General features: G+C 64.4%; 21 protein-coding genes and 1 pseudogene. 4 read left to right on the forward strand and 18 right to left on the reverse strand.

Annotation, left to right across the window (positions count from 1 at the left end; genetic code table 11):
* Positions 1–4: 4 nt before the first annotated feature.
* Positions 5–1,168: a pre-mycofactocin synthase MftD gene (mftD, locus tag BVC93_RS10175; RefSeq protein WP_083737062.1), complete on the reverse strand. Its 1,164-nt coding sequence runs from the start codon at positions 1,166–1,168 to the stop codon at positions 5–7.
* 152 nt (positions 1,169–1,320) lie between these two features.
* On the opposite strand from mftD, the gene mftM reads away from it, so the two are divergent.
* Complete coding sequence (gene mftM, locus BVC93_RS10180; protein WP_083737063.1) at positions 1,321–2,184, forward strand: mycofactocin oligosaccharide methyltransferase MftM; 864 nt, start codon at positions 1,321–1,323, stop codon at positions 2,182–2,184.
* 19 nt (positions 2,185–2,203) lie between these two features.
* Here mftM and BVC93_RS10185 read toward each other — a convergent pair whose 3' ends face one another.
* The 7 genes and pseudogenes from BVC93_RS10185 to BVC93_RS10215 form a co-directional block, all read right to left on the reverse strand.
* On the reverse strand, positions 2,204–2,854 hold the full coding sequence (locus tag BVC93_RS10185) for a MadR family response regulator transcription factor (protein ID WP_083737064.1): 651 nt from the start codon (positions 2,852–2,854) through the stop codon (positions 2,204–2,206).
* Complete coding sequence (locus BVC93_RS10190; RefSeq protein ID WP_083740945.1) at positions 2,851–4,182, reverse strand: MadS family sensor histidine kinase; 1,332 nt, start codon at positions 4,180–4,182, stop codon at positions 2,851–2,853. Before BVC93_RS10190 ends, BVC93_RS10185 begins: the two co-directional genes overlap by 4 nt.
* A gap of 5 nt (positions 4,183–4,187) precedes the next feature.
* Positions 4,188–5,371 (reverse strand): annotated as a pseudogene (locus BVC93_RS10195) (iron-containing alcohol dehydrogenase).
* A gap of 59 nt (positions 5,372–5,430) precedes the next feature.
* The gene (locus BVC93_RS10200) at positions 5,431–6,951 is read right to left on the reverse strand and encodes a VWA domain-containing protein (RefSeq protein ID WP_083737065.1); all 1,521 of its coding nucleotides are present in this window, start codon (positions 6,949–6,951) and stop codon (positions 5,431–5,433) included.
* Complete coding sequence (locus tag BVC93_RS10205; RefSeq protein ID WP_083737066.1) at positions 6,951–8,090, reverse strand: AAA family ATPase; 1,140 nt, start codon at positions 8,088–8,090, stop codon at positions 6,951–6,953. Before BVC93_RS10205 ends, BVC93_RS10200 begins: the two co-directional genes overlap by 1 nt.
* Positions 8,090–9,382 (reverse strand): NDMA-dependent methanol dehydrogenase, encoded by a 1,293-nt coding sequence (mdo, locus tag BVC93_RS10210; protein ID WP_083737067.1) that lies wholly within the window; start codon positions 9,380–9,382, stop codon positions 8,090–8,092. Before mdo ends, BVC93_RS10205 begins: the two co-directional genes overlap by 1 nt.
* A 249-nt stretch (positions 9,383–9,631) precedes the next feature.
* Positions 9,632–10,996: a cation:dicarboxylate symporter family transporter gene (locus BVC93_RS10215; RefSeq protein WP_083737068.1), complete on the reverse strand. Its 1,365-nt coding sequence runs from the start codon at positions 10,994–10,996 to the stop codon at positions 9,632–9,634.
* Between the two features lie 113 nt (positions 10,997–11,109).
* Between BVC93_RS10215 and BVC93_RS10220 the strand changes: the two genes are divergently transcribed.
* The 3 genes from BVC93_RS10220 (at position 11,110) to BVC93_RS10230 (ending at position 13,851) form a co-directional block, all read left to right on the forward strand.
* Positions 11,110–12,792: a sensor histidine kinase gene (locus BVC93_RS10220; RefSeq protein ID WP_083737069.1), complete on the forward strand. Its 1,683-nt coding sequence runs from the start codon at positions 11,110–11,112 to the stop codon at positions 12,790–12,792.
* The gene (locus BVC93_RS10225) at positions 12,789–13,478 is read left to right on the forward strand and encodes a response regulator (protein WP_083737070.1); all 690 of its coding nucleotides are present in this window, start codon (positions 12,789–12,791) and stop codon (positions 13,476–13,478) included. Before BVC93_RS10220 ends, BVC93_RS10225 begins: the two co-directional genes overlap by 4 nt.
* A 142-nt stretch (positions 13,479–13,620) precedes the next feature.
* Positions 13,621–13,851: a hypothetical protein gene (locus BVC93_RS10230; protein ID WP_157516848.1), complete on the forward strand. Its 231-nt coding sequence runs from the start codon at positions 13,621–13,623 to the stop codon at positions 13,849–13,851.
* 18 nt (positions 13,852–13,869) lie between these two features.
* Here BVC93_RS10230 and BVC93_RS10235 read toward each other — a convergent pair whose 3' ends face one another.
* Genes BVC93_RS10235 through BVC93_RS10275 form a run of 10 tightly spaced genes read right to left on the reverse strand, consistent with a single transcriptional unit; the run spans position 13,870 to position 22,291 of the window.
* Positions 13,870–15,012: an ABC transporter ATP-binding protein gene (locus tag BVC93_RS10235; protein WP_083737072.1), complete on the reverse strand. Its 1,143-nt coding sequence runs from the start codon at positions 15,010–15,012 to the stop codon at positions 13,870–13,872.
* A complete protein-coding gene (locus BVC93_RS10240) occupies positions 15,005–16,720 on the reverse strand; it encodes an ABC transporter permease subunit (protein ID WP_192860253.1) in 1,716 nt (571 codons plus the stop codon). Before BVC93_RS10240 ends, BVC93_RS10235 begins: the two co-directional genes overlap by 8 nt.
* Positions 16,705–17,826 carry an extracellular solute-binding protein gene (locus BVC93_RS10245; RefSeq protein WP_083737074.1) on the reverse strand — a complete coding sequence of 374 codons (1,122 nt, stop codon included), beginning with the start codon at positions 17,824–17,826 and terminating at the stop codon, positions 16,705–16,707. The genes BVC93_RS10240 and BVC93_RS10245 overlap by 16 nt, the downstream gene beginning before the upstream one ends.
* Positions 17,827–17,859: 33 nt before the next feature.
* On the reverse strand, positions 17,860–18,186 hold the full coding sequence (locus BVC93_RS10250; RefSeq protein WP_083737075.1) for a VOC family protein: 327 nt from the start codon (positions 18,184–18,186) through the stop codon (positions 17,860–17,862).
* 45 nt (positions 18,187–18,231) lie between these two features.
* The gene (locus BVC93_RS33020; protein WP_157516849.1) at positions 18,232–18,495 is read right to left on the reverse strand and encodes a VOC family protein; all 264 of its coding nucleotides are present in this window, start codon (positions 18,493–18,495) and stop codon (positions 18,232–18,234) included.
* Between the two features lie 9 nt (positions 18,496–18,504).
* Positions 18,505–19,176, reverse strand: a complete 672-nt coding sequence (locus BVC93_RS10255; RefSeq protein ID WP_083737076.1) for an amino acid ABC transporter permease — start codon at positions 19,174–19,176, stop codon at positions 18,505–18,507.
* Positions 19,173–20,000 carry an amino acid ABC transporter ATP-binding protein gene (locus tag BVC93_RS10260; RefSeq protein WP_083737077.1) on the reverse strand — a complete coding sequence of 276 codons (828 nt, stop codon included), beginning with the start codon at positions 19,998–20,000 and terminating at the stop codon, positions 19,173–19,175. Before BVC93_RS10260 ends, BVC93_RS10255 begins: the two co-directional genes overlap by 4 nt.
* The gene (locus BVC93_RS10265; protein WP_083737078.1) at positions 19,978–20,634 is read right to left on the reverse strand and encodes an amino acid ABC transporter permease; all 657 of its coding nucleotides are present in this window, start codon (positions 20,632–20,634) and stop codon (positions 19,978–19,980) included. Before BVC93_RS10265 ends, BVC93_RS10260 begins: the two co-directional genes overlap by 23 nt.
* A gap of 8 nt (positions 20,635–20,642) precedes the next feature.
* On the reverse strand, positions 20,643–21,479 hold the full coding sequence (locus BVC93_RS10270) for an ABC transporter substrate-binding protein (RefSeq protein WP_206780396.1): 837 nt from the start codon (positions 21,477–21,479) through the stop codon (positions 20,643–20,645).
* 35 nt (positions 21,480–21,514) lie between these two features.
* The gene (locus BVC93_RS10275) at positions 21,515–22,291 is read right to left on the reverse strand and encodes a maleate cis-trans isomerase family protein (protein ID WP_157516850.1); all 777 of its coding nucleotides are present in this window, start codon (positions 22,289–22,291) and stop codon (positions 21,515–21,517) included.
* Between the last annotated feature and the right edge of the window lie 64 nt (positions 22,292–22,355).

The following is a 22,355-nucleotide window of genomic DNA, read 5'->3' on the forward strand; positions in this document are numbered from 1 at the left end:
GAGCTCAGAGTCCCAGGTCGCGCCGAAAACCGTCGGGCATCAGGACGCTGGCCGGTTCGAGCTCCTGTACCGAGGACAGCCCGAGGCCAAGCAGTGCGGAATCGATACCGCCGCGCAGGATGTCGAGGACGTTCTCGACGCCGGCCTGCCCGCCGGCGGCCAGGCCCCACAGGTAGGCCCGACCGATCATCACCGCGCGGGCGCCCAGTGCCAGCGCCTTCACCACGTCACTGCCTCGCCGGATGCCGCCGTCCAGCACGATCTCGACGTCGCTGCCGACAGCCTCGGAGATGGCCGGTAGCGCCCTGATGGGCGCCGGGGTTCCATCCAGGTTGTTGCCGCCGTGGTTGGACACCGAGATGGCCGAAACGCCCGCGTCGACTGCTCGTTTGGCGTCGTCGACACGCATCACACCCTTGAGCATGAAAGGCCCGCCCCACTGCTGGCGAAGCCAGGCGATGTCCTCCCAGGTGGGCAGCGGAGTACCCATCCACTCGCCGTAGGCACCGAAGAAGGTCGGGGCAGGACCACCGTCGGCGAGGTTGGGCGCGGTGAGGTCGGGCACCTTGCCGGTCTTGGCGAAGTCGAGGAGCCAGCGCGGCCGTCGCAGCCCTTCTGGGGCGAACCGTGCCATGGCCCGCAGATCCATCTTCTCGGGGATCTTCGGGCTGCCCCAGTCACGTCCGTTGGAGAACGACCAGTCGGTGGTGATGATCAGGCCGACGGCGCCCGCAGCGCGGGCGCGTTCCATCCTGGCGACCAGCTTGTCCCGGCTGCCGGTCCAGTACATCTGAAAGAACGTCTGCGGATTGGCCGCCGCAACCTCTTCGACCGGTTTGGATGCGAACGACGACAGACCGATTGCGGTGCCGCGCGCCGCGGCGGCCCTGGCCACGGCAACTTCACCGTCGGGGTGCACGGCCTGCACACCCGTCGGCGAGATGAACACAGGCAGTGAAATCGATTGTCCCATCACGGTGGTCGCCAGGTCACGCTTGGATGACAGCCCGGCAACGTGCGGCGCGAATCCGAGCTCACCGAAGGCGTCGAGGTTGTCGGAGACGGTGATGCCCTTCTCGGAACCGGCGAGCAGGGCCGCATATACGCTCGGAGGCAGGCGCTTCTTGGCGCGGCGTTGAGCGTCGGCAACGGTTTCGAACCAGGTCATCGTATTCTCCTCTACAACTGCACCGAGATTATGGCACCGAGTGCCATTGAGGCACTGGCCATTCGGGTAGTCACCCACCCCTCCGGGCGGCGCCGGATTGTGCCCTTTCGGGGATCGCGGCGCGATCGGTGCGCTCAATAGCGTTGTCCAACATGGCTATCCTGCTCGATCCATTGGCGCCCGCACCCCGCGGACAATGGAGCGGCCACGGTGTCCGGGTGCGCCGCCGGACCAGCAGTGATCATCACGGTCACGGCGTGTGCACCCCTCGATTCTGTACACACCGCGATGGCACCGCCCTGACGGTGGAACACGACGTCACCCCCGACGAACTGTCCGACGAGTTGGCCGTTCTGCTGGCCGACGACCTGGTCTCCTCCGGCGCATTGCTCGGGCAGGACGAGTTCGAGTTGGTGTTCACCGGCGTGGTGCGCTCCACAGTCGACGGCGGCGCCCCCGCTTGGCTACGGTTCTACCGAAACTCTCTGGCCCGGTTGGAGTCCGGTGACACCGCGTTCGCCCCGGTGCACCAGCGCGCCGAGGAACTCCTCACCGGCACTCAGGTCGTCGACCTCGGGTCCTGCTTCGGCTTCTTCCCATTGCGGTTGGCACATCACGGTTTCGAGGTGACAGCTACCGACCTCAGCGCCCCCACCATGCGACTGCTGGACCTGGCGAGCCGGGCCTTGCGCCGACCATTGCGGACCGCGGTCTGCAACGCTGCCGGGGTGCCGCTGCCGGACCACAGCGCAGACACGGTCACGGCTCTGCATCTCTTGGAGCACCTGGATGACGGCACCATCGGCGCCGTACTGTCCGAGGCGCTACGGTTGGCCCGACGTCGGGTGGTGGTGGCAGTACCGTTCGAAGAGCACCCGCAAGAGTGTTACGGGCACATCCAACGCTTCTCGTCGGCCCGGCTTCAGCAGCTGGGCACCAGACTGTGCGCCGAACATCCCGGCCTGACCGCCACGGTCGACGAATTCCATGGCGGCTGGCTCACTCTCGATCTCTGAGCGGCCCCGCCAGGCAGCCTCATATCAGGCCGCGCTTGCTGGCTGCATACACCGCCTCGGCGCGACGGCTGACTTCGAGCTTGCGCATGATGTTGCTGACATGGAACTTGGCTGTGGTGGCCGAGATGAAAAGCGTTTCACCGATCTTGCTGTTCGACAGCCCGCTGGCCAACAGTCTCAGCACTTCGACCTCGCGGTCGGTGAGCTGCTGCTGCGGCTCGGCCCGCCCGGACAGCGACCGCACCACCGCCGCGGCGCTGCGCGAGTCAAAAGCACTCTCCCCCATCGAGATGGCGCGGATGGCTCGCACCAGTTCCGTCGTATCGACATCCTTGACCACATAGCCTTTGGCACCGGCATGCACGGCACGCATCACCAGACTCTCGTCCAGGAACGTCGTCAACACCAGCAGTCCGCACTCAGGATGGGCGCCGGACAGCTTGCCGCACAACGACAATCCCTCGAAGTCCGAACCCGCCGACAGTTTCAGATCCAGCAGCACCACGTCGGGGCGCATGCTGGCCACCACCGCCTCGGCCTCTGCCTCCGATGCCGCCTCACCCACCACCTGCAGATCGGGTTCACGTTCCAGAATCGAACGCAGCCCCTGTCGCAGAATGGCGTGATCGTCCACCAGCACCAGCCGGATGGTCTTCGTCGTCACTGTCATGCGAGAACTCCTCCTGCGATGGGCCGGGGAATCCTGGCCGTCACCCGCACCCCGCCGATGCGGGAGCGGTACACCTCGAAGGTGCCACCATGCTCGCGGGCCCGGGCCCGCATGTTCGCCAACCCACGGTGATGGCCGTCGACATCGGCAGCCTCGGCCATGCTCAACATCAGCCGCAACCGGTCCGGGTCACCGATGCCGTCATCGGAGATAGACAAGGTGACCGCGGATTCGCCATAGGTCACCCCCAGAATGGCCCGGGTGGCGCTGCCGTGCATGGCGGTATTGAACAACGCCTCCCCCGCGATCCTCAACAGGGCATGTTCGACGTCGCTGGGCAGTTCCACCGGCTTGCCAGATACCCGCAGCTGCACTCGCAGATCCTCGGGCATGTGCACCGTCGCCAACTGCCCCAGCATCTCGGTCAGGCTGGAGCGATCAGCCTCCCCCGGATGGTTCAACGCGTAGATGGCCGATCGCAGCTGCTCGGTGGCCGAGCGAGTCAGATCCTTGGCCAGATCAAGCCGGCTCGCGATCTCCGGGGCATCCACCTCACTGCGGCACACCTCGATCAGCATGCCTGCCGACAGCACGGTCTGAGCCACACTGTCGTGCAGTTCGCGGGCGATGCGGTGACGTTCGTCGTCGAGCACCTGGTGCCGTTGCACCGCGCCGAGTTCTCGCTGGGTGGCCAGCAATTCGGCATTACGTGCCTCCGATTCGGTCAGAAGGTTGACCGATTTGGAGAACAGTGACGAATTCTGCAGAGCCACCGCGGTCTGGCTTGCCAGGATGCGCATCACCGCGGCGTCGGTGGCATCCAGGGTGCGCGGCGGCGCCGTCCACGCGGCGAAGGCACCCATCACCTCGCCGTCGAGTTCGATCGGGACGTGCGCGTGGTGGCGCTCGATCACCGGAAGCCGGAACGGCGCCAACTGGCCACGCAGGATGTCGTTGAGCCGGTTCAGCACGGCGTCCGGCAGGTGCGGTCCGGGATCGTGGGCGTCGAAGAGTCCTTCGAACGCATACGCGCGCCCCGCGGAGTCCAGGATCAGATGCCGCGGATGTGCATCCGGCAAGGCGCCGTCGGCCAACGCCAGCACCACCCACTCGGCGTCCAGGTGCACCCGGGCCGCTTCGGCGACGGCACGCACCAGGTTCTCCGACCCGTGCACCGTCTGCACCAGCGCCCGCGAGATCGTGTCCAGCGCCGCCACCACTCGGTCCAATCGCATTGCAGTAGAGCGGAATTCGCTGTAGAACGATCCTTTTCCCGAACGCAGTCCGGTCAGCCGCTCCAGTTCAGTGGCGGTGACGCGGTCCGGCATGGCACTCACATGGCCGCCCGGAACAGCGCCTGCATCTGCTGCTCGTCAGCCGGGCGCGGGTTGGTGGTCATACAGGCGTCGTGCAGCGCGTTCTTGGACAGGATCGGCACATCGGTGTCACTGACACCGAGCTGAGCCAGCCCGCGCGGCACACCCACCTCGGCGGCCAGGAGGTCGATCCGCTCGGCCAACGCTTCAGCCGCCTCCCGCGCAGGCATCCCGGGGTCGGAAACCCCTAGCGCACAGGCGATCACAGCGTACGGTTCCGGGTCGGCCTCGGCGTTGAACCGGATCACGTGCGGTAGTAGCACCCCGTTGATGACACCATGCGGCAGATCCAGCAGGCCACCCACCTGGTGACTCATGGCGTGGGTGGCGCCCAGGATCGCGTTGGTGAACGCCAGCCCAGCCTCCAGTGCGGCCTGGGCCATCAACACGCGGGGCGGCATGTCGGTGGGACGTTCGATGGTGGCCACCAGATTCTCGGTCACCATCTGTACAGCGCGCAGGGCGTGATGATCGGTCAGCTGGTTGTGCCCCAGCGACACAAAGGCCTCGATGCCGTGCGTCAGTGCATCCAGACCTGTTGCCGCATTGAGGCTTTCGGGCATAGTGGTGAGCAGTCTGGGGTCGATCACGGTGACATCGGGCACCAGGGCGCGCCCCAGGATGCTGATCTTGACGTTGCGGGTGGTGTCGGTGACGATGCAGAACTGCGAGACGTCGGCGCCGGTTCCTGACGTCGACGGCACCACCACCAGCGGCGGGATCGGGACGTGGGCCTTGTCCACGCCCTCGTAGTCGAGGATGTGCCCGCCGTTGGACGCCAGGATCGCGACTCCCTTGGCGGCGTCGATCACCGAGCCGCCCCCCACGGCTAGCAGGACGTCACAGCCACGCTCGACGTACATCTGGTAGCCGGCGGCGATCTCGTGGTCCTTCGGGTTGGGGGTCAACCCGCTCCACACCTGCGCCTCGACGTGTTGCTCGCGCAGATGCTCCAGCATCTCGTCCACCCAGCCGGCTTCGATCAGACCGGGGTCAGTGATCAGCATCGGGCGCAACGCCCCGAGCCGGAGCGCGGCGTGCGCGGCCTCCACCATCGAGTCCACCCGAAGACGATCTCGGGCGCGTGGAACTTGAGGACACGAGTGTCGCTGCTGCGTCGTGTGTGAAGTCTCGCCACCATCCCGCTCTGCCTGTGTGACCCGGATAACATTGTCGGTTCCACAGTACGGCCCCAGCGGGTCATCGGCCCACTGCTTCCGCGGCGAACTCGGCCGCGGTGTGCTCCAGTCCGGTCAGGTCGCGCACCACACGCACTCGGTCACAATATTCTGCGTATCGCGGCAGGTCACAGCCACCCAGGCCCCAGGAGTACCGCGGCTCGGGGGTCAGCCAGATGGTCTCGCGGGCGCGGCGGGTGATCTCCTCGAACGCGGCCAGATTCGGATCCTTGCCGTTGTTGCGACCGTCGCCGAGCACCAGCACCGTGGTGCGCCGCGACAACGCCGACGAGTGCTCGGCGACGAACTCCCCGAACACCGCTCCGCAGTCGGAGTTCGCGTCCACATCGAGCACATCACCACCGAAGATCAACCCCAGCGCACGCTCGCTCGGATAGTCCCGGAACAGCTCGGTCGTCTCCACTACCTGGTCGACGAACGCGAACGATCGAACCTGGGTGAACAGGTCCTGCAAGCCGTGCACCAGATTCAGGGTGAACCGCGACGTGGCCCGCACCGACAAGCTGACGTCGGCCAGCACCAGCAGCCGCGGCCGATCCTCGGACCGGCGGATGGTCACGGGCATGAACGGCACCCCGTCGAAGCGCATGTTGCGTCGCATCGTCTGGCCCGGGTCCACCCGGCCGGCGGCGGAGATCCTGCGGCGATGAGTCAGCGCACCGTGCAGGGAGCGCGCGAGGCGGCGCAGGGAATCCTCCAGATCCGCGCGCTCGGTCTCGGCGATCCGGTCGACTTTCGCTTCCCGTTGCTCGCGTTCTTCGATGATCTTGTTCTCCAGCGCCAGCAGCGCCTCGAGGTGACGCTTGAGCGCTTGCGGAAGGTTCTCCAGCACCCCGGTGAGTCGACGCCGGAGCGCTGCGGCGTCGGATTCGTCGCCCTCGGCGTCCTCGATCTCGTTCAGCCAGCCAAGCAGGGCATCCTGTTCGGCGATGGTGAGATCGGCGTCGACGTTGGTGCCGCCACCTGATGCGAGATCTCCCGGGGGACCCGCCCCGTGCAGGCGATCGGCGGACAGTTCGACGCGGTAGGAGTTCGCGTCGTCGCCCACTTTGTCCTTGGAGAACACGATCTGATCCGTCAACGCCGCCAGATCGATCTTGTTGGCCTCCTGGTGCAGGTTGTACTGCTGGGCGAGGTCCTCCTGTTTGAAGTACTCCCGGATGCTGTGCGGTTTGCCGTGTTCGTGCCCCTCCTGGGGCTTGTCGCTGGGCTCCTCCGACAGCGTGAACGACTCCAGTTCCCCGGTATCGACCAGATCGTCGTGGGCGTGTGAGTGCCCGTGGGCGTCGTCATCGGGGCCGACGCGCACCAATGAGAAGAACGCGTCGAAGATCTGGTCGAACACCGGTTCGTCGCGGTGGTCTTTGACCAACGCGACGCGCAATGCGGTACGCAGGACAGCCCGGGAGGTCAACACACCGGGCTGCCCTGCGCATCGCATCGCGTCCAGCGCCTCGGGAATCGAGACGCGCAGTCCCGCCAGCCGCAGGAGCCGGACGAACCGGTGCAATGTCGCTTCCATCAGAACGGCCTTCGACGACCCAACGAAGCGGTCTTCGGGGTGCCGTAGTACCCGTCTTTGAACCGTCCCGGCTGATCCTTGGCCTCTCGGACCTCCTTGCCGTCGGGCTCGTCGTGATGGTCGTGTTCGTGACCATGGTCGTGACCGTGGCCGTGGTCATGGTTGTGGCCGTGGTCATGACTGTGCGAGTGTCCGTTGTGGTGATGATGCAGCGAATCAGGCACTTTCGCGTTTGGGTCCACCAGCTTGGGCAGCGCATCCAGTGCTTTGCGGACGTCCTTGTCGTACTTGACCACCACCGACACCGTGTCGGCCAGCACTTTGGCGTTGAGTTCGTCGACACCCAGAACCGCCAGGGTGCGGGCCCAGTCGATGGTCTCTGAGATGCTGGGCGACTTGCGCAGGTCGAGTTCGCGCAATCCACGCACCACGTCCACCAGTTGGGTGGCCAGCGACTCGGAGAGGCCCGTGTCCTTGGACCTGACGATCTCCAGTTCCCGTTCCGCGGCAGGGTAATCCAGGAACAGATGCAGGCAACGCCGTTTCAACGCGGCGGCCAGGTCGCGGGTGTTGTTCGACGTCAGGATCACGTACGGGGCGTGCCTGGCCGTGAACGTCCCGACTTCGGGCACCGAAACCTGATACTCACCAAGCAATTCCAGCAGGACTGCTTCCAACGCCTCATCGGCACGGTCGATCTCGTCGATCAGCAGCACCACCGGCTCTTCGGAGCGCACGGCCTCCAGCAGCGGTCGCGGTGCCAGGAACCGGTCGGAGAAGAACACGCTCTCCTGCTTGCCGATCCGCTCCACCGCTTCGTCCAAGGTGCTCGCGTCCGCGACCAGCTGACCGATCTTCTCCTTGAGGATCTGGGTGTACAGCAGTTGCTTGCCGTAATCCCACTCGTAGAGCGCCTTGGTCTCGTCCTGGCCTTCGTAACACTGCAACCGAAGCAGCCGGCGGCCGGTCGCAGCCGCCAGCACCTTGGCCAGTTCCGTCTTGCCGACGCCGGCCGGGCCTTCGACCAGCAGTGGCTTGTCCAGGCGGGTTGTGAGGAAAATCGTTGTCGCGAGCCGCTCGTCGGCGATGTACCCCTCGCCGGCGAGCGTCTCACGAACCTCTTCTACGGAAGCGAACATCAGGACAGCAGGTCGTCCAGGTCGCCGTTCATGCAGTGCTCGACGACGGGGCGGACCAGGTCGAAGGTGCACTCCTTGGCGTTGCCGGGGGTGCACGCGTCGCCCAGGACGTGGTTGGTGATGCGGTCGACGTCGGCCTTGTCGCCTTTGATCACCGGCGCGTTCTTGTAGAACTCCGTGGGGCCCTGGCCGAGGCGGTTCTTCGAGTAGCTGTCCTGCTTGACGTCGACGAAGCGCTCGATGATGTTCACATCGCGCAGCAGGCGGATCGCGGCAGCCAGCGCCGCGTCGGCGGCCTGCACGTCGGTCATGCCGTAGGTGTCCACGCCCATCGCCTGCGCGATGTCGGCGAAGCGCTTGTAGGCCACCGGCATGTTGAACGCCCACACCCGCGGCAGGGCGATCGCGTTGTTGAGGCCGTGGTGGGTGTCGTAGAACGCCGAGACCGCATGCGAAATGGAGTGGATGATGCCCAGGCCGCCGGAGTTGAAGGCCTGTGCGGCAATGTATTGCGCGTACATCATGCCCTGGCGGCCGGCCAGGTCCTGGCCGTTCCAGGTGGCTTCACGCAGGTTCTCGGCGGTCAGCTTGATGGCGCGGATGGCGTTGCCCAGCGACGGCTCGAAGTTCAGCCGGGAGACATAAGGCTCAGAGGCGTGCGCCAGCACGTCGAATCCGCACTGTGCGGTGTAGTCGGTGGGGCAGTCGTAGTAGAGCACCGGATCGTCGACGGCCAGGGTGGCCACGCAGGCGTCGTCGAAGGCCACGTACTTGTGCGGGTTGTTCGGGTCGGTGGTGGTGTCGGTGATGACGTAGGCCCACGAGGTTTCCGAGCCGGTGCCCGCGGTGGTGGAGATGGCGATGTGCGGCGGGTTCTTCGGGTTCTCGCTCATGTTGAAGCCCTCGAAGTCGTTGACGTTACGACCGTCGTGAGCCACCGAGATGCGCGCGCCCTTACAGGCGTCGTGGGTGGAGCCGCCACCGATGGAGATGAAGCTGTCGCACTCGTTCTCCTGGTACAGCTTCACCGAGTCCATCACGTTGTAGTCCTTGGGGTTGGACTCAACCTGGTCATAGACGACGACCTCGAGGCCATGCCATTTCAGGGATTCGGCCATGTTGTGCACGATGTCGGTGCCGCGCAGGCCCGAGCTCATCAGCAGGGTGCGCTTGAAGCCCATCTTGAGCGCTTCCGGGCCCACCATCTCGTGGGCGCCGGGACCCATCATGGCGCGCGGGAAGGGGTGGAACTCCTTGATGGGGAACGGCTTGAGCAGATCTTCGACCTTCATGGGCGGGGCCCGTCCTTTCTCCGATGCAGCAATCGGGTGTCGGACACCAGCCTCATGCACCGGATGTGACCCACGGAACAGCTGCGGGCAGATCCCCCTCGCCTGGCAGTGAAAGTCGGCACGACCGGACAGTGCGATACCTACCCGATCGGGCAGGTCCTCTATGCCGAGCAGACGCAAAAACTGGCCGAAAAAGTGACCGAGCGCCGGCCCATTTCGGGCCGGCGCTCGGCTGTCAGGGGGAGGGTGTCAGACCCCGACGGGCTCCTTCTTGTCGGCCGCAGGCGCCGGGTGGTCGTCGACCATGGTCTGCTCGTCGAAGGGTGCCCTGCCGTCGAGCACCTCGTTGATCCGCGCCTTGTCCAACGTCTTGGTCCAGGTGCCGATGAGGATGGTGGCCACTGCGTTGCCGGAGAAGTTGGTGACGGCGCGGGCTTCGGACATGAAGCGGTCGATGCCGACGATCAGGCCGATGCCGTCGAGCAGCTCCGGGCGATGGCTCTGCAGGCCGCCGGCCAGGGTGGCCAGACCCGCGCCGCTGACACCGGCGGCGCCCTTGGAGGCGACGATCATGAACACCAGCAGCGACAGCTGCTCGGCGATCGACAGCGGGTTGCCCATCGCGTCGGCGATGAACAGCGAGGCCATGGTCAGGTAGATGGCGGTGCCGTCGAGATTGAACGAGTAGCCGGTCGGCACAACGATCCCCACGGTGGTGGGCTGCACGCCGGCGTGCTCCATCTTGGCAATCAGCCGCGGCAGCGCCGACTCCGACGAGGACGTGGCCACGATCAGCAGGTACTCGCGGGCCAGGTAGCGCACCAGTTTGAAGATCGACACGCCGGACACCATGCGCATCAGGCCGCCGAGCACACCGAAGACGAACAACACGCAGGTCAGGTAGAACGCGCCCATCAGCACACCGAGCTGGACCACTGCGGCGAAACCGGTGTCACCAACCACCTTGGCGATGGCGCCGAAGGCACCGATCGGCGCCAACCACAGGATGCCGGCCAGGATGCGGAACACCAGCTTCTGAATCAGACCGATAGCGCGCAGGATCGGCTCGCCGACGTCGCCCATGGCCTGCAGACCGAAACCCACCAGCAGCGCGACGAACAGCGTTTGCAGCACACTGCCCTCGGTCAGCGAACTCAGCAGCGATGTCGGGATGATTCCGGCGATGAAGTCCATGGTGCCGCCGGCTCCGTGCGCCTTCTCTGCCAATTCAGCGCCCGCACTGGGATCCGCTGCGACGTTCAGACCGGTTCCGGGGCTGATCAGGTTGCCGACCACCAAGCCGATCGCCAGCGCCGCGGTGGACATGGCCAGGAAGTAGAGCAGCGCCATGCCGCCGACCTTGCCGACCGATGCCGCTTTGCGGACCGATCCGATGCCCAGCACGATGGTGCAGAAGATCACCGGCGAGATCATCATCTTGATCAGACTCACGAAGAGGGTGCCCAGGATGCCGAGGTCAGATCCGGTGTCCGGGGCGACGAGGCCGACGGCGATGCCGCCGAGTACGGCGATGATGACGCCGATGTAGAGCCAGTGGGTGCGGTCGCGCTTCTTGGATTGTTTCGAAGGCGGTGTGACGGCGGTGTCGGCCATGTCGGCGCTCCTGTGTTGGGGGTCACGTGTGCTGGAGATGACTCTCAGCCCAGAGGTGATTCAAGTCACCAATAAGTTCATTGATTTCAGTTCGCGGGCTTAATCTCGTCACGATGACGACCGACCGGAGTGTCGACAGCTCGACTCCTCAACCGCCTCGTACCTCGCCGGCCTCGTCGTCTCGCAGTGCCGAAAGCTCGACTCCTCAACCGCCTCGTACCTCGCCGGCCTCGTCGTCTCGCAGTGTCGCCGGAGAGCTGTTCGGCTGGCAGTTGGCACTGCTACTGATCTTGATTCTGGGGGCCGGTGGAGTCGCCGTTCTGGACGCCCGGCGCGACGCCGACGAGCTGACCACCCAGAAAGTCATCGCGGTCACCGAGTCGGTGGCCCTGATGACATCGACGGCCGAGGCCATCGGCTCTGCTGACCCGACGGCGCTCCTGCAACCGCAGACCGAGGCCATCCGCAAGGCCACCGGCATGGATTTCATCGTGGTGATGGCGCCGGACCGCACCCGTTTCACCCACACGGACACCACCCGCATCGGCGGCCAGTTCACCGGCAACATCGACCGCGCGTTGGCCGGCGAGACGTTCACCGAGACCTATCCGGGCACACTCGGTCCGTCCATCCGTGCCGTTGCACCGGTACGCGATGCGCAGGGCGCCATCATCGGGTTGGTCTCCGCCGGTGTCACCCGCACCAAGATCTCGCAGTCCGTGATGGCGACGCTGCCCGCCATCGGAATCGCCGTGGGCACCGCACTGATTCTCGCCTTGGCCGGGGCCTACCTGTTGGAACGACGGTTGCGACGACGCACGCTGGGCCTGTCGTTCGGTGACCTGTCCGCGCTGTACGAACAGCGCGAAGCGGTGCTGCACGCCATCGGTGAAGGACTTCTGCTGTTCGACAACGACGGCCGCGCCGAAGTGGTGAACGACGAAGCACGACGGCTGCTTTCGCTTCCCGACGGGCCGGTGACCCGCGCGCAGCTCCCGGGGTCGTTGGGCAGTTCCGGCGGGGAGACGCTGACCGACGAAACCCATGTCACCGCCGACCGGGTCCTGCTGGTCAATCAGCAGCCGGTCTTGTGGGAGGGACGCACCGTCGGCACTGTCATGACCCTGCGGGATCGCACTGATCTGCAACGGGTGTCCGGTGAACTCAGCTCGGTCACGCAGTTCGCGGAATCGCTGCGCTCGCGCGCGCACGAGGCCGACAACCGCCTGCACACCGTCATCACCATGGTGGAGCTGGGCCGTACCGATCAGGCCGTCGAGTTCGCCACCGCGGAACTGGCTGTGTCGCAACATCTCATCGACCGGTTGATGGCCACAGTTGGTGAACCGGCATTGGCCGCGCTGCTGTTGGGAAAGATCAGCCAGGCCCGCGATCACGGCGTCGACCTCACCGTCACCGAGGACTCCCTCCTCGACGACCCCAGCAGCCTCGCGCTCAAGCAGGGCGAACTCGTCACTCTGGTGGGCAATCTTGTGGACAACGCCATCGAAGCCGCGCGGTCGTCGAGCCCCGGGGGGCCTGCCTGGGTGGAGGTGACTGTGCGCGGGACAGCCGACGAGCTCACGGTCATCGTCGCCGACAGCGGTCCCGGGATGACGCCGGACGCCTTCGAGCGGGCCCGGATGCGCGGCTACTCCACAAAGGCGGATGAACCTGGCATGGGAAGGGGACTGGGTCTGGCACTGGTGTGGCAGGTGATCGCCGCGCACGGTGGCACCGTCACCTCGCAGAACACCTACGGCTCGGTCATCACCGCCACGATCGGACGCCGATGATCCGGGTCCTCATCGTCGACGACGAACCCCTGATCGCCGAGGCGCACCGCGCCTACGTCGAACGCATCCCGGGTTTCGCCGTGCACGGGGTGGCAGGCACGGGCAACGCGGCGGTGCGCACCGTCGCCAATGCGGCAGCCGGCGACTCCCCGATCGACCTGGTACTGCTGGATATCGGACTGCCCGACGCCAGTGGCATCGATGTCGCGTCCGCGCTCAGTGGCATCCGCCCCTCCCCCGACATCATCGCCATCACCTCGGAGCGGGATCTGGAGGTGGTGCGCTCGGCAGTGGCCCACGGAGTGGCGCTGTATCTGCTGAAACCGTTCACGTTTGCGGCTTTTCGCGACAAGCTGGAGCGCTACCAGCAGTACCGCGACGCCCTCGGCGCCGGCGGGGCTGCCGCCGGGCAGCACGAGATCGACCGGGCCATCAATGCCCTGCGCACAGCCGACCAGAAAGCCTCGACTCCCAAGGGCGTCTCCGCCGACACGCTGGACTTGGTGGCCGCGGCGATCCGGGGGGCGCCGGCTGGCCTGAATGCCTCGGAAGCAGCTGCCCAAGTGGGGATTTCACGGGTGACGGCGTGGCGATATCTGGAGCGGCTGGCCGACGACGGCGTGGTGGCCAGGTTGACCGAGTACGGCAAGGCAGGCAGACCGCAGGTGCGCTACCGGTTGAGTTAGTCGGCCGGATCGAGGCCCGATCAAGCTCACTCCATGCTGTGCATTACCGGTGGTGTAGCTGATGTTCGCCGTACGGAACGAACACGTCGACCCAGTGTGCGTCCGCCCGCGCACTTCACTGAGCACGCCGCGCGGGTGCCAGATGATCGCACTGACCAACTACCGCGGACAGAAGATCAGCGAGTTGGCGGATGTCGAAATCATCGTCGCCGCTCCCGACGACCGTATTCGCCCGGAAGCGGCCTCCACCCGCATCGCCCACCTCGCCGTTATCGACGCGTTGTGTGTAGCCCTGGCGATGAGAAATCCGTCTGCCGCCAGCGCAGCTCTCGTGGTCGACGACCAGACCAGCGAGGAACTCGGCGAAGCCTGAGTCACACGCTGGGACATCTCATCTGACCGCCTCAGCCTCCAGCTCTTTCACACTGTTGACCTGGTCCTGGTTGGCGCCGAAGAAAACGAGAGTCCTTGCGGAAGTGTAGGAAACATCGACATCACTACCTTCGGGCAGTACGTCGTGCGCGCCGGAGTCGACGGCGTGGAGCCGCTGCCCATCGGCCAACACCAGGCTGTAGCGGACCCAACCACCCCCGAAGATGGTGGAGTCGATGCGCGCGCGGAAACAGGCTGCTGCCGCAGCGCCTCCGAGCGGCCGAACCTGGAGTTCCTCGGGGCGCAGGCCGATGGTGGCTGGTGTTCCGCGACTTGCGTGTACATCTGTCGACGCCTCCACGTCGGTCCCACCGGCGCTCACGGTGACCGACTCGTTGTCGCTGCTGACAACTGAACCGGTCAGGACATTGAGATCACCCAGGAACGTCGCAACGAAGAGATCGGCCGGGTTTCGGTAAATGCGTTCCGGGGTGTCCACCTGCAGGATATTGCCTTCCCGCATCACCGCGATGCGACTGGACAGGACGAACGCTTCCTCCTGATCATGAGTCACGTAGATCGTGGTGATGCCGAGTTCCCGCTGCACACGCCGTATCTCGAGTCCCAGCTGCTGGCGAAGCTGTCGATCGAGGGCACCCAACGGCTCGTCGAGAAGCAGCACCCGCGGCTGGAAAGTGATGGCGCGCGCCAATGCGACACGCTGTTGCTGACCACCACTGAGCTCCGCAGGATGCCGGTGGGCGAGCTCATCCAGGCCCACCAGTTCCAGCGCCTGGCCGACTCTTTCTCGGACAGTTCGCCTGTCCATACGGCGCATTTCCAAGGGAAAAGCCACATTTCGCTGGACTGTCATATGTGGGAAGAGGGCATAGTTCTGGAAGACAAACCCCATGTCGCGACGTTCGGGCGGCAATCCTCTGAGCGGATTGCCGTCGACGGTGATCTCGCCCTGGCTGGGCTCGATCAGACCACCGATGGCCTGCAGCAGAGTCGTCTTTCCCGAGCCACTCGATCCCAGCAGGGTCATGAACTCCGCAGGCTGGATGTCGAGATCGACGCCTTTGAGAGCGTGGAAGCCGCCATAGTGATGGTCGACATTGCGGACGTGGACAGCTGCGCCGCTGATCTTGGACTCAGACATGGCTTGACATTCCTTCGCGACGGTCGAGGTGGCCGCGCCACGCGCGCAGCACGAGCCGCGTCCCCTGGGTGAAGGCGACGTAGGCCAGGAGTGAGGCGAGCAACAACAGCGTTCCCACGGCAGCCACCGTCGGAAGTAGTTGGGAACGAACAAAGATCAGGTACTTGACAGGCAGACTCTGCTGATCGACAGTGAGGAACAGACTGACCACCGCCTCGTCCCAGGAGATCAGGAAGCTGATGAGGGCGGCTGCACCGAGACTGGCACTCACCGCGGGAACAGTGATGCGCACGAACACCTGCAACTGATTGGCCCCCAGCGTCCGTGCCGCGAGTTCGACGTTGCGCGAACTCGAACTCAGTGCGTTGGTCAGGATGATGACGGTCACCGGCAGGGTGAGCACCACGTGTCCGATCACGAAACCCGTGAGAGTACCGGTCATACGCTCACGCACCAGGAGTCCGAAGAGGGCACCGCCGACCAGCACCACCGGAACGATCAGCGGCATGTAGAAGAACGTCGTCGCAACACCTTTGAACGGGAGGCCGCCCCGCACGATCCCGAACGCCGCGCCGAGCCCGAGCGCGGTGGCGATGAGCGCGGTCATAACACCGATCTTGACGCTGAGCCAGGCGGCGTTGAACCACCCACTGTCGGAGAGCACCTCGCGGTACCACCTCAGGGAGTAGCCCGACGGTGGGAACTGCAGGTACGACTCGGAGGTGAACGACGCCCACACCACGAGGACCAGCGGCAACATCAGGAACAGCACCACCGCCGAGGACCACAGGCCCAGGGCAACGTTGCCTCGGGTCCAACGGAACGTTCCTGTGCTACTCGCGCCCTTGCCCGAGCTTGCGGTCACCACCGTCGACAGGCTGAGGGCCCGGCCGGACACCACGAACAGCACCAGAGTTGCCACCAGCAAGGTGATGCCGACAGCACTGGCCGCACCCCACTGATACTGACTGATCTTCTGCTGAATGTAGGTCGACACAACCTGTTTCGTTGGATCGCCGAGGACCGCGGGGGTGAGATAGAAGCCCAGACTCGTCACGAAGACGAAGAGGGTGGCTGCCACCAGTCCCGGCCGTGACAACGGGAACAGCACCCTGGTGAAGACGCGTATCGGTGATGCGCCCATGGTCCTGGCCGCCGGGCCCAGGTTCGCGGGAATCGCAACCATGGCCGCATACAGCATCACGATCATGAACGGCAGCAGATAGGCCACCATTCCCACCAACGCACCCGTCGCTGTCCCCTGCAGTCCGAGCGGGGTCAGCACGGCCTTGAAGGCGTAGAGCCGCACCAGAATCGAGCTGAAGTACGGGATCATGACTGCCAGCAACAGGATCCGGGCGACCTGCCGCGGCGCGCGACTGAGGAAGTAGGCCATGGGATACGCAGCGATCACGGTGATCACCGTGGACCCTGCCGCCAGCACCAGGGTGGCCCGCAGCATCGTCCAGAAGGTGGAATCGGCAAACGCGGAGCTGAAGTTCGCGATGGTCAGTGCCGAGAGATCGAGAGTCGGATCACCAGCAGAATGCAGGCTCCGCAGCAGCAGCTCCCACAACGGGTAGACGAAGAAAACACCCAGAAACGCAACAGCAGGCAGCAACATCCACGCCGTCCGGGCGACCCGCCCCTGCGTCGCAAGCCGGGGGCGGGTTTGCCGAACCGCGGTGGTGGTCATTGCGCCAGCCATGCGTTCCATCGTTGAGTGGCCGACTCCATGTTCTCGGTCCACCAGCCGTCATCTTGGGGCACGACGGTTTCAAGGTCGGCTTCGGTGATGACGTACGGTTGGGCCTGCGGTGATACCTCTGGCAGTGTCTTGAGGAATGCCGGCATACCGGCCAACCTATCGATGTAGTCGACCATCGAGGCGTCGTCGGTCAGCATGAAGCGCAGAAGTGCCATAGCCACTTGAGGATTCGGTGCGTGCTTGGGAATCCCGATCGGCGACGACGACATCATGGCGCCATTCTTCACGTATCCCACCGAGAATGTCGGGTTCTGCTGCGCCATGGCGATGGCGTCACCCTGAGCTCGCATCGTCATGGTGCAGGTGCCGTTGAGGAGGTTCTGGACTGCCTCGGCGCCGCTGGACACAAAGATGGTTTCGCTTCGAATCTGGTCCAGCTCGGCAAGGATGGCGTCGAGGTCCAGCGGATACACCTCGTCGGGGCGCTTTCCGGTGTGCAGGCTGGCTGCCTCGAAGGCCCCGTTGTACTGAGGGTTCGTCAGCAGGCAGCGCTTACCTGGGAACTCGGCGGTGTTGAAGATGTCGACGGTCGACGTCGGCTGTCCGTCGGGGAAGGCATCGGCATTGAACAGCAGCCCCTCGACGTACGGCGTAGCGTCGAAACCGAACTCCGTATAGGTGTTGTCCACCAACACGTCGACCGGGACCAGCTGCGGGTCGATCTCCTGCAGCAGTCCCTGCTGTATCGCCATCAGGTAGTCGGCGGGTGTACAGAAGATCCACAGTGAGGAACTGACGTTCTGGGCCTGCACCATGCCGGCAAGTTTGGTGGTGCCGCAGTCATCGGTCTGTACGGTCACCGTTGCACCGGTGACTTCCTCGAAGGCGGCGACGGTGGTATCCATTTTGGCCTGTACGTCGACACCGCTGCATCCGGCGCAGGTCCACTGGATGGATTTCCCGCTCAGATTGTCGTAGAGGTTCTCGATGGTGAGATCGGTTGGAAGAGCGTTGTCTTCACCTCCCTCGCTCGAACCGCCGCCGCACGCGGCGACGGTCAGCGCGACGGTGAGAAGCGCTGCAGCGCCCGTGAGTGTGCGATTCATAACGGAGCCAATCTGTGGTGGGCTGGGATGTGGTCAGTTCTTGAGGTGGTCGGGTAACTCGCAGAGTTCGACCCGGATGCCGTCCGGGTCTTTCATGTACACGACTTTGAAGCCGGCGTACGGTCCCTGGTCCGCAGTCTGCACGGGAGACACCGAGGTGGCGCCTTGGGCGATCAGTTTCTCGTAGAGGGCATCGAGGTCCCGCACGTAAATGCAGAAGTGCGCGGTCCCCGGGTGGGCGGTCGCCGGATCGATGGGCGTCCGGGGAACCTTGCGGTACTCGAGGATCTCCAGCATGGCCGTCGAATTGGGGATGTCCATCTCGATGATGTACATCTCGACGTCCGGGAAGTAGCCCACCAGCTTCTGGACATAGGGCTGGTTGCGCAGGACGCCGGGCCCCCGTCACTTGAAGCCGAAGCTCTCGTAGAACCTCGCCGACACTTCCGCGTCCCGGACCTGGATCCCGACGTGGTCGAAGCTGAGCGTGAACGGAGAGCCATCCAGGGATGTCTGCTTGATTCCTCCGGTTGGGGAGCCGCACATGGTTTTTGATTTTCCCTTCTGGTTGTGATTGGTTGTCAGATTGATATTCAGAACTCGTCCAGGGCCAAGCGTCGTGCCTGCCACCCGATCTGTCCATACGGTTGACGCGATATCGAGCATCACGATTCGAGATCATCGAGCCGACGCCTCCGCCACGCCCGGGATTCGTCGGCTCACATAGCGCAGTCCGTACTCAGCGGCAAGATTGATGGCGATGAAGATGGCGCCGGCGATGGCGTAGATGGCGAGTGGTTGGTTGATCGTGTTCACACCCAGCCGCGCTTCGAAGAGAACTTCTTCGACCCCGATCAGGAACAGGAATGTCGTCGACTTGATCTGCAGGATGACGAAGGTGGTCAACGGCGGAAGTACCGTTCCAAGCGCCTGGGGCAGAACCACTTTGGTGAAGGCTTGGCGAAGTCCGAGGCTCAGCGCCATCGCAGCTTCAATCTGGCCGTGGGGGACGGTGGTGAGCCCGGCTCGAAGAATTTCGGCCGCGTAGGCAGCGCCTGAGATCGCAAGCCACAGGACTCCGGCGACTTCGGGCGAGAGGTAGACGCCGAACTGCGTGAGACCGAAGTACAGAATGAAGATCTGGATCAGCTGTGGGGTTCCGCGAATCAGTTCGATGTAGACGATTACAACCGCTCGGACAGGCGCTGGAGCGTGCATCCTGCATACCGCCACCAGTGCGCCGCCCACGAGGGCAAGAGCAGTGCCCGCCGCTGCCAGCCACAATGTGGTCGGGACGGCGTGCAGCATCCGTTCGGCGTAGAACCAGACGTCGGTTTCGGCGCCGTTCACTTCGAATCATCCCACTGCCCGGTCGGCGACTCCGGGAGCGCGCCCGACGGGTCGTGATAACGAAGCACACGGCGCAGAAAGGCCTGCGCCCGCTCCGATTTCGGTTGGCGCAACACCTGGTCCGCGGACCCCATCTCGGCAACCCGGCCGTCCGCCATGACGATGATGGTGTCGGCCACTTCTCTGGCGAACTCGATCTCGTGCGTCACGAGTACCGTCGTCATACCCTCGGTGACGAGGCGTTTGATCACATCCAGGACATCTCCGACGAGTTCGGGGTCGAGCGCGGACGTCGGTTCGTCGAACAGCATGACCTTGGGTCCCATCGCCAACGCGCGACAGATCGCCGCCCGCTGTTGCTCACCACCAGACATGTTCTTGGGCAGAGCGTCAATACGGTGCGAGAGTCCGACGGTGTCCAGCAGCTCAGCGGCTTTGGCGTCGGCATCAGCGGCAGACATACCGAGAACCTTGCGCGGTGCCAAGGTGATGTTCTCACGAACGGTCAGATGCGGAAACAGGTTGAAGCCCTGGAACACCATCCCGACGTCCTTACGGATCGCGTGGAGGGTCTTACGAGACGGCTTCGGTTGATCTGGTTCCTCCGTGCCGTACAGAGCATGGCCGAGAACGTCGATCCGTCCTTGTTCGAAGGGGGTCACCTGGTTGATGCATCTGATCAGGGTGCTCTTGCCGGAACCGCTCGGGCCGATGATCGCCACGACCTCACTGCGATGGACCTCGACCGACACCTCGCTGAAGATGGTGCGGTCACCGAACCGCTTGGTAATGGCGGAGATGTCAATTGCGACGTCGTGCGACATGAAGTTCCCATCGGGCCAGAACACGAGAAATCAACAGGTACAAAGCAAAGTAGAAGAGCGCGGCGAGCCCGTACATCTCGAGCGGCTCGTAGGTGTCTCCCGCGGCTTCCGCGGCCGCCGAGGTCAGTTCAGCCACCCCGAGGACGAACACCAGCGAGGTGTCCTTGATGACGTCGGCGACGGTGTTCGTGGAAGGCAGCAGGATCGGCACAAAGGCCTGGGGAAGAACGATCTTCTTGAGACGTTGAAAGGCACTCAGACCCAATGCATCTGAGGCCTCCCATTGGCCACGATCGACGCTCTGCACACCCCCGCGGAAGATCTCGGCGAAGATCGCGCCATGAAACGCGCCCAGTGCAACGACTCCCGCCCAGAATGCGGGCAGCAGAATTCCCATCTCACCCAGCCCGAAGTAGGCGAAGAGGATTATCAGCAACAATGGGGTCGCCCGGACCAGCACGATGTAGCAGGACGCCGGCACACGCAGCGCGGGGTGGCTGCTCAACTTGCAGACCGCCAGCACCGCCCCCAAAGCCACAGCCAATGCCACACTGCAGGCGGTCAACTGCCCCGCCACGAGCAGCCCGTCCCAGAAGAGCCCCAGGTAGTTCCCCCACTGGTTCAGCAGTGTCATTGCCGGACTCAGGGTTTGGCCAGCCCGGGCACATCTGAGGCTTCACAGATTCCGTCGAAGAAACTGGAGTCGGTGACGTCGTAGCGCGCCATGATCGTTTCGAGTGTCCCGTCACATGAGATGTCCTTGAGGTACACGTTGAGCTTCTCGAGGAACGTCTGTGAATACGTGCCCTTTGCGACGGCGAAGTAACCTCGTACCAACTCAGGAGCCGGAGGATCCTGCAACGGTGCGGGACCCAACAAGGCAACGTCGTTTGCAGCCGAACCTGCCCAGGTCGAAATCGCCACGCTCGAGTTCAATGCCGCGTCCACCCGTCCCTGCTTGAGCGCTCCGAGCAGATCGGGCTCGCCGCTGAACTTCACCACTTCGACACCGGGGATCCCCTCGGCTTGATCGACGTAGATGGTGCCGGCGATCACGCCGACCTTCTTGCCGTCCAGCCCCTCGAAGGATGCGCTCCCCACAAGGGGATCAGACCCTCGCACTGCGACACCGTCGACGAAGTTGCCCATCGGGCGACTGAAGTCCATCGCATTGGCCCTGCCTTCGTTCCAGTAGATTCCCATGGAAACGTCGGCCCTCTTCGACTGCACTGCCTCCAGCGTCGCATCGAAGGGAAGAGCAATGAATTCGGGTGTTGCGTTGAGCGTTTCGGCGAATCCCATAAGGATGTCGACGTCATAGCCGGTCCACGATCCGTCGGGGTTCTGGAATGCCTGGGGCGGTCCCGCGAACACGGCCATCCGCAACTGGTGGCCCTCGACACGCTCCAAGAGTGTGGTGTCGTCCGAGGAGCCGCACGCGCTCAAGGCGGCGCCCGTCAGAACCGCCAGTGCGGCCATTGCCCATGCGCGGAGCCGGGGTCTGTTGGCAGGTGTCATCGCCGTGTTTCCTGTTCGTCCGAATCGGTCTGGTTTTTCGGCTCGAGCAAAGGGAGTTGCTCTGGCCAGGGAAGCGAATGCAGTGGGTGATCCGGCGCCTCGACTCGTTCGCCGATCTGGGCAAGCGCTGCCCACATGGTCGCCTGGAGTGAGCCTATGACAGGGATGCCGTATTCAGCACTGAGCTCAGAAAGTAGGTGCCGCAAGCGAAGTGAGATGCAGCTGATGAACATCACCGAGGCATCGCGGCGATACACCTGCGCTGCAATGGCTCTGATCTGATCGTCAGTGGCGTCGTCGAGCGGTTCGATGGTGGTGGTGGGGATCGGCGGGACCTCGAAGCCCGCCTCGGCGAGGAACTGCTGCAACAGCAGGTTCTGTCCGTACTTGTACGGTGTGCCGACCGCGATCTTGTGCGCACCGAGGGCGGTGAGCGCGCCGATCACCGCACCGCTGGCCGTGAGCGCCCGGCGGGCTCCAGCATTCAACATCGAACTACGCAGGGCTGCTTCACCTTTGAGACCTTCGCGATGGCTTGCGGCCGTGCAGTTGAACACCACGATGTCTGGATCGATGCTGGGCAGATTAGGGCAGCTGATCAGGGATCGGACTGCGGGTTGGACTGTGTCGCGGCTGGCGAACAGCTTGTCGATGGTCAGGGGGTCCTCGGTACCGGCGAACGGTATCTGAAGCCTGGTGATGAACGGCACCACGCGGTCAGGACACCATTGCCACATTTCGGCATCGAGGCCGGTATCGGGCGTCACCAGCATGCCGACCCGACCGGTGACCGTGGACGGAAAGGTCTGTGTAGCCATACAAAATCCCCTTCGGGTC

This window comes from Mycobacterium sp. MS1601, assembly GCF_001984215.1.
Taxonomy (GTDB): Bacteria; Actinomycetota; Actinomycetes; order Mycobacteriales; family Mycobacteriaceae; genus Mycobacterium.

Excerpts from the sequence above, each read along its gene's own strand:
- mftM (WP_083737063.1), top strand. The coding sequence starts at position 1,321 with ATGGCTATCCTGCTCGATCCATTGGCGCCCGCACCCCGCGGACAATGG.
- BVC93_RS10275 (WP_157516850.1), bottom strand. The coding sequence starts at position 22,291 with ATGCTGGTGACGCCCGATACCGGCCTCGATGCCGAAATGTGGCAATGG.
- BVC93_RS10235 (WP_083737072.1), bottom strand. The coding sequence starts at position 15,012 with ATGTCTGAGTCCAAGATCAGCGGCGCAGCTGTCCACGTCCGCAATGTC.
- mftD (WP_083737062.1), bottom strand. The coding sequence starts at position 1,168 with ATGACCTGGTTCGAAACCGTTGCCGACGCTCAACGCCGCGCCAAGAAG.
- BVC93_RS10205 (WP_083737066.1), bottom strand. The coding sequence starts at position 8,090 with ATGTTCGCTTCCGTAGAAGAGGTTCGTGAGACGCTCGCCGGCGAGGGG.
- BVC93_RS10230 (WP_157516848.1), top strand. The coding sequence starts at position 13,621 with ATGATCGCACTGACCAACTACCGCGGACAGAAGATCAGCGAGTTGGCG.
- BVC93_RS10190 (WP_083740945.1), bottom strand. The coding sequence starts at position 4,182 with ATGCCGGACCGCGTCACCGCCACTGAACTGGAGCGGCTGACCGGACTG.
- BVC93_RS10260 (WP_083737077.1), bottom strand. The coding sequence starts at position 20,000 with ATGTCGCACGACGTCGCAATTGACATCTCCGCCATTACCAAGCGGTTC.
- BVC93_RS10200 (WP_083737065.1), bottom strand. The coding sequence starts at position 6,951 with ATGGAAGCGACATTGCACCGGTTCGTCCGGCTCCTGCGGCTGGCGGGA.
- BVC93_RS10215 (WP_083737068.1), bottom strand. The coding sequence starts at position 10,996 with ATGGCCGACACCGCCGTCACACCGCCTTCGAAACAATCCAAGAAGCGC.
- BVC93_RS10220 (WP_083737069.1), top strand. The coding sequence starts at position 11,110 with ATGACGACCGACCGGAGTGTCGACAGCTCGACTCCTCAACCGCCTCGT.
- BVC93_RS10265 (WP_083737078.1), bottom strand. The coding sequence starts at position 20,634 with ATGACACTGCTGAACCAGTGGGGGAACTACCTGGGGCTCTTCTGGGAC.
- BVC93_RS10225 (WP_083737070.1), top strand. The coding sequence starts at position 12,789 with ATGATCCGGGTCCTCATCGTCGACGACGAACCCCTGATCGCCGAGGCG.
- BVC93_RS10270 (WP_206780396.1), bottom strand. The coding sequence starts at position 21,479 with ATGGCCGCACTGGCGGTTCTGACGGGCGCCGCCTTGAGCGCGTGCGGC.
- BVC93_RS10245 (WP_083737074.1), bottom strand. The coding sequence starts at position 17,826 with ATGAATCGCACACTCACGGGCGCTGCAGCGCTTCTCACCGTCGCGCTG.
- BVC93_RS10240 (WP_192860253.1), bottom strand. The coding sequence starts at position 16,720 with ATGGCTGGCGCAATGACCACCACCGCGGTTCGGCAAACCCGCCCCCGG.
- BVC93_RS10185 (WP_083737064.1), bottom strand. The coding sequence starts at position 2,854 with ATGACAGTGACGACGAAGACCATCCGGCTGGTGCTGGTGGACGATCAC.
- mdo (WP_083737067.1), bottom strand. The coding sequence starts at position 9,382 with ATGAAGGTCGAAGATCTGCTCAAGCCGTTCCCCATCAAGGAGTTCCAC.